7 protein-coding genes are annotated in these 15,611 nt (G+C 68.4%); 1 reads left to right on the top strand and 6 read right to left on the bottom strand.

The features are described from left to right. Positions 1 to 1,892 precede the first annotated feature (1,892 nt). Together ASE35_RS12295 and ASE35_RS12290 are read right to left on the bottom strand one after the other, a co-directional pair. The gene (locus ASE35_RS12295; protein WP_057163981.1) at positions 1,893 to 5,939 is read right to left on the bottom strand and encodes a DUF11 domain-containing protein; all 4,047 of its coding nucleotides are present in this window, start codon (positions 5,937 to 5,939) and stop codon (positions 1,893 to 1,895) included. 18 nt (positions 5,940 to 5,957) lie between these two features. Then, positions 5,958 to 7,289, bottom strand: a complete 1,332-nt coding sequence (locus ASE35_RS12290) for a DUF11 domain-containing protein (protein WP_157489426.1) — start codon at positions 7,287 to 7,289, stop codon at positions 5,958 to 5,960. 567 nt (positions 7,290 to 7,856) lie between these two features. On the opposite strand from ASE35_RS12290, the gene ASE35_RS12285 reads away from it, so the two are divergent. Next, on the top strand, positions 7,857 to 8,855 hold the full coding sequence (locus tag ASE35_RS12285) for a polyprenyl synthetase family protein (protein ID WP_057163979.1): 999 nt from the start codon (positions 7,857 to 7,859) through the stop codon (positions 8,853 to 8,855). Between the two features lie 300 nt (positions 8,856 to 9,155). Here ASE35_RS12285 and ASE35_RS12280 read toward each other — a convergent pair whose 3' ends face one another. The 4 genes from ASE35_RS12280 to ASE35_RS12265 all read right to left on the bottom strand — a co-directional run bounded on the left by ASE35_RS12280 (position 9,156) and on the right by ASE35_RS12265 (position 15,456). Next, positions 9,156 to 9,944 (bottom strand): dienelactone hydrolase family protein, encoded by a 789-nt coding sequence (locus ASE35_RS12280; RefSeq protein ID WP_057163978.1) that lies wholly within the window; start codon positions 9,942 to 9,944, stop codon positions 9,156 to 9,158. A 172-nt stretch (positions 9,945 to 10,116) separates the two neighbouring features. Further along, positions 10,117 to 11,505: a UDP-N-acetylmuramoyl-L-alanine--D-glutamate ligase gene (gene murD / locus ASE35_RS12275; protein ID WP_057163977.1), complete on the bottom strand. Its 1,389-nt coding sequence runs from the start codon at positions 11,503 to 11,505 to the stop codon at positions 10,117 to 10,119. Next, positions 11,486 to 12,847, bottom strand: a complete 1,362-nt coding sequence (gene murL / locus ASE35_RS12270; protein ID WP_057163976.1) for a UDP-N-acetyl-alpha-D-muramoyl-L-alanyl-L-glutamate epimerase — start codon at positions 12,845 to 12,847, stop codon at positions 11,486 to 11,488. The genes murD and murL overlap by 20 nt, the downstream gene beginning before the upstream one ends. Then, positions 12,847 to 15,456 (bottom strand): bifunctional aspartate kinase/diaminopimelate decarboxylase, encoded by a 2,610-nt coding sequence (locus ASE35_RS12265; RefSeq protein WP_235570054.1) that lies wholly within the window; start codon positions 15,454 to 15,456, stop codon positions 12,847 to 12,849. The genes murL and ASE35_RS12265 overlap by 1 nt, the downstream gene beginning before the upstream one ends. Positions 15,457 to 15,611: the final 155 nt, after the last annotated feature.

Raw genomic sequence — 15,611 nt, 5'->3', positions numbered from 1 at the left:
CGGCAGCAAGTCGGCGACCGAGACGCCGGCCGAGGCCGACGGACCGTTGTTGGTCACCGTCAGCGTGAACACGACGTTCGTGCCGACGGTCGGGGTCGCGTTGTCCACCGACTTGGCCATGACCAGATCGGCCGAGGCGACCGGCGTGGTCGTGGCCGTACCGGTGTTGTTGGTCGTGGTCGGATCGTTGGTGGTCGAGGTTGCCGTCGCCGAGTTCAGATACGTGCCCGTGGCGTTGACCGTCGCGGTGATCTGCAGCGAGGTCGACGCACCGTTGGCCAGGTTGCCAATCGTCCACACGCCGGTGCCGGATACGTAAGCGCCCGCACCGTTGTCGGAGACGTAGGTGTAGCCGTTCGGCAGCAGGTCGGCGACCGAGACGCCGGCCGAGGCCGACGGACCGTTGTTGGTCACCGTCAGCGTGAACACCACGTTCGTGCCCACCGTCGGGGTCGCGTTATCGACCGACTTGGCCATCGCCAGATCCGCCGAGGCGACCGGCGTGGTCGTGGCCGTACCGGTGTTGTTGCCCGGGGTCGGATCGTTGGTGGTGGACGAAACGGTCGCGGTGTTGAGGTAGGTACCCGTGGCATTGACCGTCGCGGTGATCTGCAGCGAGGTCGACGCACCGTTGGCCAGGCTACCGATGGTCCACACACCGGTGCCGGACACGTAAGCGCCTGCACCGTTGTCGGAGACGTAGGTGTAGCCGTTCGGCAGCAGGTCGGCGACCGACACCGCCGCCGCCGGCGACGGGCCGTTGTTGGTGACCGTCAGCGTGAACACGACATTCGTGCCCACGACCGGGTTCGCATTCGACACGCCCTTGACGATGGCGAGGTCGGCGGTCGGGACCGGGCCCGGCGTCGAGGTGCTGGTGTTGTTGCCCGGGGTCGGATCGTTGGTGGCCGAGGTCACCGTCGCGGTGTTCGCGTACGGGCCGGCGGCGTTGACGGTGACCACGATGTTCAGCGCGACGCTGGCGCCGTTGGCGAGGTTGCCGATGGTCCAGGCGCCGGTGCCCGGCACGTACGCGCCCGCGCTGTCGTCGGACACGTAGGTGTAGCCGGCCGGCAGCAGGTCGGTCACCGACACGCTGGTGGCGGCGGACGGACCGTTGTTGGTGACGGTCAGGGTGAAGGTGACGCTGTCGCCGACATTCGGGTTGGCGTTCGACACGCCCTTGACGATCGCCAGATCGGCCGAAGCCGCCGGGGTCGGGGTCGAGGTCGACGTGTTGTTGCCCGGGGTCGGGTCGGTGGTGGTCGAGGTGACCGTCGCGGTGTTGGCGTAGGTGCCGGTGGCGTTGACCGTTGCGGTGATCAGCAACGAGGTCGACGCACCGTTGGCCAGGTTGCGATCGTCCACACGCCAGTGCCGGAGACGTAAGCRCCCGCRCCGTTGTCGGAGACGTAGGTGTAGCCGYTCGGCAGCAGGTCGGCGACCGAGACGCCAGCCGCAGCCGACAGGCCGTTGTTGGTKACCGTCAGCGTGAACACGACGTTGTTACCYACCGTCGGRGTCGCATTATCGACCGACTTGGCCATGACCAAGTCGGCGGACGCGACCGGGGTCGGCGTCGAGGTGCTGGTGTTGTTGCCCGGCGTCGGATCGTTRGTGGTCGAGGTGACYGTYGCGGTGTTGGCGTAGGYGCCSGTSGCRTTGACCGTTGCGGTGATCWGCAACGAGGTCGACGCACCGTTGGCCAGGTTGACGAAGCAGACGCGCCGTTGGCCAGGCTACCGATCGTCCACACGCCAGTGCCGGAGACGTAAGCRCCYGCGCYGTTGTCGGAGACGTAGGTGTAGCCGCTCGGCAGCAGGTCGGCGACCGAGACGGCCGTCGCGGCGGACGGACCATTGTTGGTGACCGTCAGCGTGAACACGACGTTGTTACCGCGTGAACACGACGTTGTTACCTACCGTCGGGGTCGCATTGTCGACGGACTTGACCATGACCAGGTCCGCCGAAGCGACCGGGACCGGAGTCGAGGTGCTGGTGTTGTTGCCCGGTGTCGGATCGTTGGTGGTCGAGGTGACCGTTGCGGTGTTGGCRTAGGYGCCCGTCGCGCGCACGGTCGCCACGATCTGCAGCGAAGCGCTGGCGCCGTTGGCGAGCGTGCCGATGGTCCAGGCACCGGTGCCAGGCACGTATGCGCCGCCACCGTTGTCCGACACATAGGTGTAGCCGTTGGGCAGCAGATCGGCGGCCGACACCGCAGCCGCGCTGGACGGACCGTTATTGGTGACGGTCAGGGTGAAGGTAACGTTCGTACCCACGACCGGCGCGCTGTTCGACACGCCCTTGACGATGGACAGGTCGGCCGAGGCGCCCGGCGTCGGCGTCGAGGTGCTGGTGTTGTTGCCGGGCGTCGGATCATTGGTGGTCGAGGTGACCGTTGCGGTGTTGGCATAGGTGCCCGTCGCTCGCACGGTCGCCACGATCTGCAGCGAAGCGCTAGCGCCGTTGGCGAGCGTGCCGATGGTCCAGGCACCGGTGCCCGGCACGTATGCGCCGCCACCGTTGTCGGACACGTAGGTGTAACCGTTCGGCAGCAGGTCGGCGACCGACACAGCGGCCGCGCTGGACGGACCGTTGTTGGTGACGGTCAGGGTGAAGGTAACGTTCGTACCCACGATCGGCGTGCTATTCGACACGCCCTTGACGATGGACAGGTCGGCCGAGGCCACCGGCGTCGGCGTCGAGGTCGAGGTGTTGTTGCCCGGGGTCGGGTCGTTGGTGGTCGACGACACGGTCGCGGTGTTGGCGTAGGTGCCGGTGGCGCGCACGGTGGCCACGATCTGCAAGGAAGCGCTGGCGCCGTTGGCCAGGCTGCCGACGGTCCACACACCGGTGCCGGACACGTACGCGCCCGCACCGTTGTCGGAGACATAGGTGTAACCGCTGGGCAGCAGATCGGCGACGGCAACAGCCGCGGCGGCCGAGGGGCCGTTGTTGGTGACCGTCAGGGTGAAGGTGACGTTGCTGCCCACCACCGGCGTGCTGTTGGACACGCCCTTGACGATGGACAGGTCGGCCGAGGCCACCGGCACCGGCGTCGAGGTGCTGGTGTTGTTGCCCGGGGTCGGGTCGTTGGTGGTCGAGCTGACCGTGGCCGTGTTGGCGTACGGGCCGGCCGCGCGCACGGTCGCGACGATCTGCAGCGAGGTGCTGGCGCCGTTGGCGAGCGCACCGATGGTCCAGGCGCCGGTACCGGGCACATAAGCGCCCGCGCCGTTGTCCGACACGTAGGTGTAGCCATCCGGCAGCAGGTCGGCGACGGAGACCGCGGCCGCGGCCGAGGGACCGTTGTTGGTGACGGTCAGGGTGAAGGTGACATTGGTGCCCACGGCCGGCGTGCTGTTCGACACGCCCTTGACGATGGACAGGTCGGCCGAAGCCACCGGGGTCGGCGTCGAAGTGCTGGTGTTGTTGCCCGGGGTCGGGTCGTTGGAGGTCGAGGACACCGTCGCCGTGTTGGCGTAGGTGCCCGTCGCGCGCACGGTCGCCACGATCTGCAACGAAGTCGAAGCGGCGTTGGCCAGGTTGCCGATGGTCCACACGCCGGTGCCGGACACGTAAGCGCCCGCGCCGTTGTCGGACACATAGGTGTAGCCGTTCGGCAGCAGGTCGGCGACCGACACGCCCGTCGCGGGCGACGGACCGTTGTTGGTGACGGTCAGCGTGAACGTGACGTTGCTGCCCACGGTCGGGGTGCTGTTGGACACGCCCTTGACGATGGACAGGTCGGACGACACCACGGGCACCGGCGTCGAGGTGCTGGTGTTGTTGCCCGGGGTCGGGTCGTTGGTGGTCGAGGTGACGGTCGCCGTATTGGCGTAGGGGCCCGTCGCGCGCACGGTCGCGACGATCTGCAGCGATGCGTTGGCGCCGTTGGCCAGCGTGCCGATGGTCCAGACGCCGGTGCCGGACACATAAGCGCCGCCGCCGTTGTCGGACACGTAGGTGTAACCGGCCGGCAGCAGGTCGGCGACCGACACTGCGGCCGCGGCCGAGGGACCGTTGTTGGTGACCGTCAGGGTGAACGTGACGTTGGTGCCCACGGCCGGCGCGCTGTTCGACACGCCCTTGACGATGGACAGGTCGGCCGAAGCGACCGGCACCGGCGTCGAGGTACTGGTGTTGTTGCCAGGCGTCGGGTCGTTGGTGATCGAGGTCACCGTCGCCGTGTTGGCGTAGGGCCCGGTCGCGCGCACCGTCGCCACGATCTGCAGCGAAGCGCTGGCGCCGTTGGCGAGCGTACCGATGGTCCAGACGCCCGTGCCCGGCACATAAGCGCCGCCACCGTTGTTCGAGACATAGGTGTAGCCGGCCGGCAGCAGGTCGGCGACCGACACGGCGGCGGCGGCGGACGGGCCGTTGTTGGTGACCGTCAGGGTGAACGTGACGTTGCTGCCCACCACCGGCGTGCTGTTGGACACGCCCTTGATGATGGACAGGTCGGCCGAGGCCACCGGGACCGGCGTCGAGGTCGCGGTGTTGTTGCCCGGGGTCGGATCGCTGGTGGTCGAGGTGACCGTCGCGGTATTGGCGTAGGGCCCGGTCGCGCGCACGGTCGCCACGATCTGCAACGAAGCGCTGGCGCCGTTGTTGAGCGAGCCGATGGTCCACACGCCGGTGCCGGACACATAGGCACCCGCGCCGTTATCGGACACATAGGTGTAGCCGGCCGGCAGCAGGTCGGCGACCGACACCGCAGCCGCGGCCGATGGGCCGTTGTTGGTGACGGTCAGCGTGAACGTGACGTTGGTGCCCACGGCCGGGGTGCTGTTGGACACGCCCTTGGTGATCGCCAGATCCGCCAGCGCCACGATGGTGGTGTTGGCCGCGCTGCTGTTGTTGCCGGCGGTCGGATCGCTGGTGCCGGCCGGGGCCGCCACCGTCGCGGTATTGGTGATCGCACCCGGCGTGGTCGCCGTGCCGGTCACGGTGATGGTGACGAAGCTGGTGTCGGCCGAGGTGGCCGCGCCGGTGTCGACCGGCAGGTTGGCGGTCAACGCAATGGTGTTGCCGGTGCCGCTGGCCGCGCTGCAGGTGGAGCCCGCGCCGGTGCCGGCGCAGGTCCAGCTGACCGAGGTCAGATTGGCCGGCACGGTGTCGGCGATGCTGGCGCCGGTGACGGCGCTCGGGCCGTTGTTCCAGACGCGGATGGTGTAGCTGACCGCGCCACCCTGATTGACGGTGGCGGTACCGGTCTTGCTGATCGCCAGATCGCTCAGCGCGGTGATCGTGGTATTGGCGGAGCTGCTGTTGTTGCCCGGGGTCGGGTCGGTGGCACCGGCCGGCGCGGCGATCGTCGCGGTGTTGGTGATCGCGCCCGGCGTGGTCGCGGTGCCCGTGACAGTGACGGTGACGAAAGCGGTGTCCGGCGTGGTGGTCGCGCCGGTGTCGACCGGCAGGTTGGCGGTCAGGCTGATGGTGTTGCCGGTGCCGCTGGCCGCGCTACAGGTAGAGCCCGCGCCGGTGCCGGCGCAGGTCCAGCTGACCGAGGTCAGATTGGCCGGCACGGTGTCGGCGATGGTTGCGGCCAGCGAGCCGCTGAGGCCGTTGTTCCAGGCGCGGATCGTGTAGGTGACCGTGCCGCCCTGATTGACGGCGGCGGTGCCGGTCTTGCTGATCGCCAGATCGGACGAGGCCGCCAGGGTATTGGTGTCGGTGGAAGAGCAGACGCCGGCGCTGAAGCTGCGGCCGGCGCCGGTGCACGAAGCGCCGCTGTTGGTGACGCCGCTGGGTGGCGAAATCGACGCCGTGTTGCTCAGCGACGGTGGGAAGACCTGGGCCAACGCCAGCGGGGCCGCGAACAGCAGCATCGCGGCGAGTGCGATACGCGACACGGTCCGGGACAGACGCGTTCCCACGCCCTCCTCGCGGCGGTTATGCAGCGGGCGAGCGAGCGGGCGGGTGTTGGCAGTCTTCATGCGTAGGCCCAGACAGGGTCAGTAAGCGCCGGCGTTGGCGTTGAACGCCACCGGTACGGTGATGGTGGCCGTGCCGTTGGCAAGCAGGTTCACGGTGAGCGAAACGGTGTTACCGCCGACGGCGCCGCCGTTGGCGACGCTGCAGCTGGAACCCGCGCTGGCGGCGCAGCTCCACGGACCCGACAAGGTCGCGCCGGCAGGCAGCGTGTCGGCGATCTGTGCGGCGGTGATCGTCAGCGCGCCGAAGTTGCGCGCGATCAGCGTGTAGCTGGTGGTGCCGCCCGGCGTGTAGCTGGTGGCGACATCGCTCTTGGCGATCGTCAGATCGGACGTGGTCGCGTTGACGAAGGTGCAGGTGATGTTCTGGTTGGCGCGGTAGTTGGCGGTGGCGATGGTCAGCGCGTTGCCGGCCAGCGACGAGGTCACCACCGCGTTGCTCTGATCGCGGCAAGTCGCCGACTGCAGAACGAAGCCGGCCACCGCGGTTTCGGTGACGCTGATCGCCGCGGCGTGATTGGTGATCGGGAACACCGCCGAGGTCTGAGGATTGAGGGTCGCGGTATTGAGCGTCGGCGAACCCACGCCATTGGTACCGGTGAAGGGGAAGCTGCCGGTGTTGGCCAGGGTCTGCTTGACGATGCGCAGGTCGGAGCCGGCGAGCGACCAGATCACTTCCAGGCCGTCGCCGCCGCTGCCGCCGCCCGGATCGATGGCGGAAACGGTGAAGGTCAGGCTGGTGATGCCGGTGCCGTCGAAACGGATCGAACCGCAACCGGTGCCGTTGGCGGCGGTGGTGCTGCATTCGATGCTGGCGGCGGCGACGCCACCGGTCGTGCGCTGGAAGCTGTTGCCGGTAACGGTGAATACCGAGTTTCCGCTGAGTCGGGTCAGACCGACGGTGCCGCCGGTGGACACGCTACTGCTCAGGGTCCACAAGGAGGAGTTGTTCAGGCCGCCCGAGGAACCGCCGATGCGGTCCATATGCAGCACCGGGTTGTCCACGGCTTTGCTGAAGGTGACGGTGATGGTGTAGGTGTTGGGAGGGATCGTCATGAGCAGCGCGTTGGCGCCGGCGACCGTACCCGTGTAGGGGTTGTTCCAGAAGTTGGTGGTGTTGAACGTGTCGTTGCCGTAGGGGCTGCCGCCGCCGATCGCACCGGCCCAGTTCACGGTGACGCCCGCCGCGGTCGCGTTGGCCGAGTTGCCGGGCGTCGCCCAAGTGCCGGTAGTCGCGGCGGATACCGAGCCGGCGACCCACAGCAAGGCCCACGACGCGCATAGCGCGAGCGAACGACGGATGCGGCGGGCGCTGTCGCGCGTTACGACGCAAGTAGGCATTGCTTCGGTCATGAGATTTCGTGCGCTGCGCGCCATCGCGCCGACCACGCCCGACTCCTCGTCGTGCGTACTCGAGCTGCGTGACTTTGGTTGAAGCCCCCAGGTACCAAATAGGTACCCAACATGTGCCAATTCCGTGCTCAGCCCTTTGCCTGAGCCCCGGTTCGCGCGGACGCAATGAGCGACCTGTCCCTGTCTCCCCTTCCGCACTACGCGCCCCCGTCGGCCTTGGCTTCCGGGAGTACGTTGCAAATAGTGTGCCATCCATCACACAACACCTGCAACCAAGCGCACACTAACCTTCCGCTGGAGTCACCGTCAGGTGTGCCAGGCGTACAGGTCAGATGCCGCCGTTGTACGTCACTTTTGTGACTTATTGAATAGGGAAACTCCCTATAAACCACTGATTGCGCAAAGTGCGTGGCTCAAAACGCACATATAAAGTGTGATTTTTATGCGTATTAGCAGGGCGCCCCCTCGTCCCCGATGCGCCCATCCGACCTACGCTGGAAAACACCGGGCATTCGGCCGAACACGGCCGCGCCCTATACTTTCCATCCCCACCGCATCGGCCGTCCCATGCCCTCCAGCGCACCGTCCCTGTCCGTCCCTGACCTGGCGACCATCCAATCCCTGGCCCGAGACGACATGGCGGCGGTCGATGCCCTGATCCGGCGCCGGCTGGCCTCGGACGTGGTCCTGATCAACCAGGTCGCCGAGTACATCGTCGGTGCCGGCGGCAAGCGCCTGCGGCCGATGCTGCTGTTGTTGGCGGCCGGCGCCCTGGGCCACCGCGGCCCGGACGCGCACCAGTTGGCGGCGGTGGTCGAGTTCATCCACACCGCCACCCTGCTGCACGACGACGTGGTCGACGAATCCGACCTGCGCCGCGGCCGCAAGACCGCCAACGCGGTCTGGGGCAACGCCGCCAGCGTGCTGGTCGGCGACTTTCTGTATTCGCGTAGCTTCCAGCTGATGGTCGAACTGGACCGGATGGAAGTGATGAAGATCCTGGCCGACACCACCAATGCCATCGCCGAGGGCGAGGTGCTGCAGCTGCTGCACGTGCGCAACCCGGATACCGACGAAGGCGCCTACCTGCGCGTGATCGAGCGCAAGACCGCGGTGTTGTTCGCCGCTGCGACCCGCCTGGGCGCGCTGCTGTCCGGCGCCGACCCGGCCACCCAGCAGCGCCTGCACGATTACGGCATGGCCCTGGGCTACGCCTTCCAGATCGCCGACGACGTGCTCGACTACGCGTCCGACGCGCAGACCCTGGGCAAGAACCTCGGCGACGACCTCGCCGAGGGCAAGGCCACCTTGCCGCTGATCCACGCCATCGCGCACAGCGACGACGCGGCGCGCGCGCGCCTGCGCGCGGCGGTCGAGCACGGCGACACCGACGCGATGCCGGACGTGATGGCCGCGATCCAGGCCACCGGTGGCCTGGACTACAGCCGCCAGCGCGCGCGCGACTACGCCGACGCCGCCGAGACCGCACTGGAAGGCCTGGACGAGAACGACTACACGGCGGCGCTGCGCGGGCTGGCGAGGTACGCGGTCAGCCGCGATCATTGAATCCGCTGGGGGGAGAAGCAAATCCCCCTCAATCCCCCTTTTTCAAAGGGGGAGGTTAAGAGCGGTGCGCTTCGATACCGTCGCGCGCGGCTTCCGCTTCGAATGCAGCTCCGCTTCGAATGCAGTCCCGCTTCGAATGCAGTCCCGCTTCGAATGCAGCTCCGCTTCGTACGCATCCCGCTTCGAATGCAGCCCTCTTTCGAGTGCGCCCCCTCTTTCGAATGCAGTCCCCCTCTTTGCAAAAGAGGGGTTAGGGGAGATTTGCTTTCCGCTCGAAGGCCCCCCTTACCCGCACACCACTCACTCCGCCGCGAAACGCTCGGCGAAGAAGTCGCGCATCATGCGCTCGGCGCGCTTGGCGGCGCGTTCGTTGTAGACGCAACCGGGCGGATTGTTGGCTTCCGGCTCGGCGAAGCAATGCACCGCGCCGCTGAAATTGACGAACTGCCAGTCGGCGCCGGCCGCGTCCATTTCCTTCTCGAAGCTGGCGATGTCCTGATCGGTGATGCCGCGGTCGTCGGCGCCGTTGAGCACCAGCACCGGCGTGCGCGCGCCGTCGTCCTGGGCCGGCAGATCGGTGGACAGGCCGCCGTGGAAACTGACCACACCGGCCAGTTCGCTGCCGCCGCGCACCAGTTCCAAAACCGTGCTGCCGCCGAAGCAGTAGCCCAGCGCGCCGATCTTGGCCGCGTCCACCGGCGCCTTGCCGGCCTGAGCCTTGAGCACCTTCACCGCTTCCTGGATGCGTGCGCGCAACTTGGGACGGTCGGCGCGCAGCGGGCCGGCGACCTTGCCGGCCTCCTTGTCGTTCTTGGGCCGGATCTTGCTGCCGTAGACGTCGGCGACCAACACCACGTAGTCGTCGCCTGCGATGAGCTTGGCGCGCTCGATCGCGGCCGGGGTCACGCCCTTCCAGTTCGGCACCATCACCAGGCCCGGGCGCTTGATCGCGTTGACGTCGTCGTAGACCAGCACCCCGGTGAAGGCCTCCTTGCCGACTTTCCACTTCACCGGCTTGGCCTGCATCGCGGCCAGCGCCGGCGAGGCGCACAGGACGAGGACGATAGCGGCTACGAGACGACGGCGCATGGCGGGGCTCCTGGACGGGTGTCCGGGCAGCGTAGTGCTTCGGCGTGACGATCGGGAGAAAGGGGGCAAGCGAGCAGTGAGCGTAGAGAAGTGAGTAGTGAGCGGGAGCCAAAGCGTTCGCGCCCTGGTTTTCTCACTCCTCACTCCTCACTCCTCACTCCTCACTCCTGCCCTAAGCCACACCCAGGCCCGGGATCGAGCTGATCGCGTCGGGGTCGAAACCCGCGAGCTCGGCGAAATGGCGGCCGCGCGCGACGTAATCGCGATAGGGACCGAAGCTGGGCGCGCCCGGCGACAGCAGGATCACGCCCTCGCCGGCCAGGGCCGCGCGCGCCTGCGCCATCGCCTCGGCCAGGTCCTGTGCCGCGCTCAGGCGGAAATCCGCCTGCGCCGCCAGCGGCGACAGCAAGGCATGGATGCGCGGGCCGTTCTCGCCCATGGTCACGATCGCCACCGGCGCCTTGCGCCGCATCGCATCGGCGAACACGCCCCACTCCACCCCGCGGTCGTGACCGCCGACCAGGATCGCGATGCGACGGCCGTCGTAGCAGTCCAGCGCGGCCAGACTGGCGTGCGGCGTGGTGCTGATCGAATCGTTGACGTAGGCGATGCCGTCGCGCGTGCCGATCGGCTGCAGACGGTGCGGCAGCGGACGGAAGCTCGCCGCGTGCGCGGCCAGCGGCGCCGCGTCCAGGCCCAGCGCTTCTATCGCGGTCAGCACCGCGCACAGATTGCCGCGGTTGTGGCGCCCCGGCAGCGGCAGCGCCGAGGTATCCATGATCTCGACATCGCCGCGATACAACGCATCGCCGCGCAGGTGCCAGCCGTCCTCGCGCCCGAACCAGCGCACGTCGCTGTCGGGCAGCGCCAATGCGGCCAGGGTGGCGTCGTTGGCGTTGAGCACGGCGATACGCGGCTTGGCTTCGGTCAACAGGCGCAGCTTGTCCTCGACATAGCGCGCATGCGAGCCGTGCCAGTCCAGGTGTTCGGGAAATACGTTGAGCGCGATCGCGACCTCGGGCCGCACGCCGCCGGCGGCGACGTCGCCGGTCTGATAGCTGGACAGCTCGATCGCCCAGAATTCCGGCGTTTGCTCAGGCGCCATCAGCTCCAGCAGCGGCAGGCCGATGTTGCCGGCCAAAGCGGTGCGATGACCGGCCGCGCGCAGCAAATGGGCCAACAGTGAGGTGGTGGTGCTCTTGCCCTTGGTCCCGGTCACGCAGACCGTGCGCGCTTCGGGGTGTTCGCCGAACCACAGCGCGGTGCCGCCGAGCAAGCGCGCGCCCTGTTCGGTCGCGGCCACGGCCTCGGCGCGGTAAGGGCTGATCCCCGGCGACTTGATCACGAACTCGAACGCGCCCAGGCGCTCGGCGCTGGCGGCGGTCTCGATCAGCAGGCGCGTATCGCCGAGCGCGCGCGCATCGGCGGCCTCGTCCTGCGAACAGAACAGAGTCAGGGTCTGCTCGGGCAGTCGCTCGCGCAGCAGCCGGTAGGCGGCGCGGCCTTCGCGGCCCCAGCCCCAAAGCGCTACGCGGCGTCCGTCAAGCTGCGAAATGCGCACGCAGGCGCTCCCACAAGGCGGGCGGCAGCCGCTGTTCCTCGTCCAGCACCAGCAGCGGTTCGATGCGCAGATCCTGCGCATCCAACTGCGGCCGGATCTCGCGCGCGAAACGTTCGACCAAGGTGTCCTCGCGCCATTCCGGGCGTTCGCTCAGCGCGGCCATCGCGGCGCGCGATTCGCGGCCTTCGCCCACGCATTCGAAGGGTTTGTGGTCCTGATACTCCAGCAGCGCGTCGTAGCCGCCGATCTGGCCGGCATCGTCAAGCAGGTTGCGGCCGAAGATACCGACCAGGCGCGGCTTGGGCATGAACGGCGCGAGCGCCAGGAACACGAAGTGGCATTTCGGGCACACGCCGCACCAGCGGTTGGCCGGGCGTTCGCCGAGGATATGGAAGTTGCGGTTGCAGCTGCTGAAGTGGGCGTCGTAGCGGTCGCTGCGCGCGAACTGGCGCGCGACCGCGAGCTCGCTGAGCGGACGCAGCAGCGAGTAGTACTGCAGGTCGGCCGCGACCTGGCGCTGCACGTGGTCGCCGAAAGCCTGCTCGCAGGCCCAGCCCTTGGACCACTGGTGATTCACCTCGCCGGTGCCTTCGATCAGGCTGCCGTAGCTGGCCGAGCGTTCGTTGGAGAACACCACCTGATCGACGCCGTGCAGCAGCGCCGCCAGCACCATGATCGCCGAGTTCACCACCGTCACCGGGATGTGGCCGTTCCAGGCGCCTTCGCGGTTGTAGTCGAACAACTGCGGCGCGAGCGCGCGGCCCAGGTTGAGCGTAGGCAGGCCGGTACGCTGCGCGCAGGCGGCGATCAGCTGCGAACCGCCGATCCAGGTCACGGTCTGCTCCACGCCCAGGCTGCGCAGTGCTTCGATGCTGACCAGCGAATCCTTGCCGCCGCCGATCGCGACCAGCGCGTGCGCGCTCAGGCCCAGCGACAGCGCCACCGGCGTCGCCGCCGTGGTATGCGGGAAGCGGATGCGGCCGTGCAGGTTCAGACCGTTGCGATAGGCGAACTCGCCCAGGCCGTTGACGTAGATGAGCTCCAGCAGCGCCGCGGTGTCGGCATCGATCTCGTAGGAATCGATGCGGATGTCCTCGGGCACCGCCGCTTTGTAGTAGCTCACGCCCGCGATCAGATGCAGCAGCCGCAGCGCACGTTCGACCGCGGCCGCGCGCTGCGTGTCCAACTGGAACGGCGCGCCCGGCACGGTGATCGTTTCGATCAGCTCCGGGCCGTCGTCGAACGCGTAGACCAGCTGCGCCACGCCGCTCGCCGCGTCGAAACCGCAACGCACGAAACGGAACGCGCGGATCGCATCGCGCTGGAAACGCCAATCAGTCATTACAGATCACCTTCTTGCAGTACTTGCTCGGCGGGCAGCGCCCGCAGGTTGTAGGTATGCGCCATCGCCATGCCATAGGCGCCGGCGTCGGCGACCAGCAGCACGTCGCCCTCGGCGGTCGCGCGCGGCAGCGGGCGGCCGCGGCCGAGCACGTCGCTGCTCTCGCAGATCGGGCCGACCACGTCGAAGGCGACGTTGTCGGCGTCGTCCAGGCGGCTGAGGTTGTGGATGCCGTGGTAGGCCTCGTACATGGCCGGACGCATCAGCGCGTTCATGCCGGCATCGCCGCCGACCCGGCGCACGCCGTCCTTCTCGACCACCTGGGTGACGGTCAACAGCAACACGCCGCTCTCGGCGACCAGGTAGCGGCCCGGCTCGACGATCAAGCCGTAGCGCGGGTACGCGGCCTTGATCTCGGCCAGGCCGGCGCGCCAGGCGGCGAGATCGAACGCCGGCGCCTCCGGCGTGTAGGCGATCGGCAGGCCGCCGCCGATGTCGATGGTCTCAATGGTGCCGATGCCGTCGGCCAGTCCGGCCAGTTGCGCGTACACGCCGCGCCAGTGGCGCGGATCGTCGATGCCGCTGCCCAGGTGCGCGTGCAGGCCCGCGATGCGCACGCCGAGACGGCGCGCCTGCTCGACGAAGGCGTCGAAACGCGACATCGGCAGGCCGAACTTGGCGGCGACGCCGCCGGTGCGGACCTTTTCGTGATGGCCTTCGCCGTGGCCCAGATCGATGCGCAGCCAGATCGACCGGTCGCGGAACACCTCGGGCCAGTTCTGCAAGGCTTCGAGGTTGTCCAGCGTGACGGTGACCCCGCGCGCGAACGCGGCGACGTACTCGCGCTTGGGCGCGAAGCTGGGCGTGAACAGCACGCGCGCCGGATCGAGCTGCGGCAGGGTTTCGAACACGCGTTCGATCTCGCCCAGCGACACGCATTCCAGGCCGAAGCCTTCGTCGGCGATGGCGCGCAGGATCTCGGGATGCGAATTGGCCTTGATCGCGTAGTAGCAACGATCGATAGCCGGCGTATCGCGCAGCGACCGCGCGCGTGCGCGCACGGTCTCCAGGTCGTAGACGTAACGCGGGGTGCCGGCCGTCGCGACGTCGAGCAGACGCTCGCGCGCGCCGCGCCACCAGGCCGGCGCACGCGTGGGCTTGCCGTGCGCTATCTCGCGCCAGCTCGGGCCGAACACGCTGTCGTCGCGCACCGGCATCGCGCCGCCGCGGATCAACTCGTGGTGCAGATGCGGCAGCAGCCCGTCGGCGTCGGCCTCGTCGATGACGAAGGTGAGGTTGAGGTCGTTCGAGGACTGCGAGATCAGGTGCACGCGCTCGCGACCGAACGCGGCCCAGATATCCGACAAGCGATGCAACAGCGAACGCATGCCGCGCCCGACCAGGGTGACCGCCGCGCAGGGTGCGATCACCTTGACCCGGCAGACCTCGGCCAGATCGGCCGACAGCGCTTCCAGCACGTTGCTGTTGACCAGATTCTCGCTGGGGTCCAGCGACACCGTGACGTTGGTTTCCGACGAACCGATCAGGTCGATCGACAGGCCGTGGCGCTTGAAGCGTTCGAACACATCGGCGAGGAAGCCGACCTGCTGCCACATGCCGATGCTTTCCATCGACACCAGCACGATGCCGTTGCGGCGGCTGATCGCCTTGACGCCCGGCACGGTCGCCGCGCTGGCGTCGATGCGGGTGCCCGGCAGATCGAAGCGCTCGGTATCGAGGATCGCCATCGGCACGCCAGCGTCGCGGCAAGGCGCGATCGAACGCGGGTGCAGGACCTTGGCGCCGGTGGTCGCGATTTCCTGCGCCTCGGCATAGTCCAGACGGGTCAGCAGACGCGCGTCCGGCACTTCGCGCGGGTTGGCGCTGAACATGCCGGGCACGTCGGTCCAGATCTCGACCCGTTGTGCCTTGAGCAGGGCGCCGAAGTAGGCGGCCGAGGTATCCGAACCGCCGCGGCCCAGGATCGCAGTGCCGCCGTCGTCGTGGCGGGCGATGAAGCCCTGGGTCAGCAGCATGGGCGCGGCCTGGCGGGCGAAGCGCGCGGCGAACTCCGGATCGGGTTCGCGCCGGCAGTTCACCGACAAACGCCGCGCCCAGGCGCTTTGATTCGGCAGCGAGACCGCGTCCAGCCAATCGCGCGCGTCGCACCAGCCGAAATCGTGGCCCTGGCTGCGCAGATAGGCCGTGCCGATGGTCGAGGACAGCAGTTCGCCCTGGGCCAGCACCTCGGCCTGCCAATCCAGCGCGCGGCTGGCCATGCGCGGATCGACCGCCAGCGCCTGCAGCGCGGCCAGGCGCTCGCCGAGTACCGCGTCTGCGTCCAGGTCGAGTTCGGCGCAGAACGCGCGATGGCGTTCGACCAGGGCCTGCACGCGCGCCGCGATCTCGTCCTGCGCGCCTTCGGGCGCGCTGGCGATCGCCTGCAGTTCGTTGGTGACGCCCGACAGGGCCGAGACCACGACCACGACGCGTACGCCGTCCTCGTGCATGCGTTTGGAAGCGAGGCGTCCGATGGTGTCCCAACGGTTGCGGCGGGACACCGAAGTGCCGCCGAACTTGAGTACTACCCAACGAGATGCTTCCGCCACCGCCACTGTCTCCGGTCTGTTGTCGCGCTCTGATCGATGCCCGGCCGCGGCCGGGCGTGTGTTTGGGAACCATGCCGCGGCCGCCGGGCGCGACGACCAGGCCCACGGACGTGCCGAAGCCGGGTCTCAAGCGTCGCGCTCGCCCGCGCCGCGGG

It is taken from the genome of Lysobacter sp. Root916, from assembly GCF_001429785.1.
In the GTDB taxonomy this organism is placed as follows: Bacteria; Pseudomonadota; Gammaproteobacteria; order Xanthomonadales; family Xanthomonadaceae; genus Lysobacter.
The sequence above is the reverse complement of the archived record's forward strand: the minus strand, read 5'-3'. Positions and strand labels throughout refer to the sequence as shown.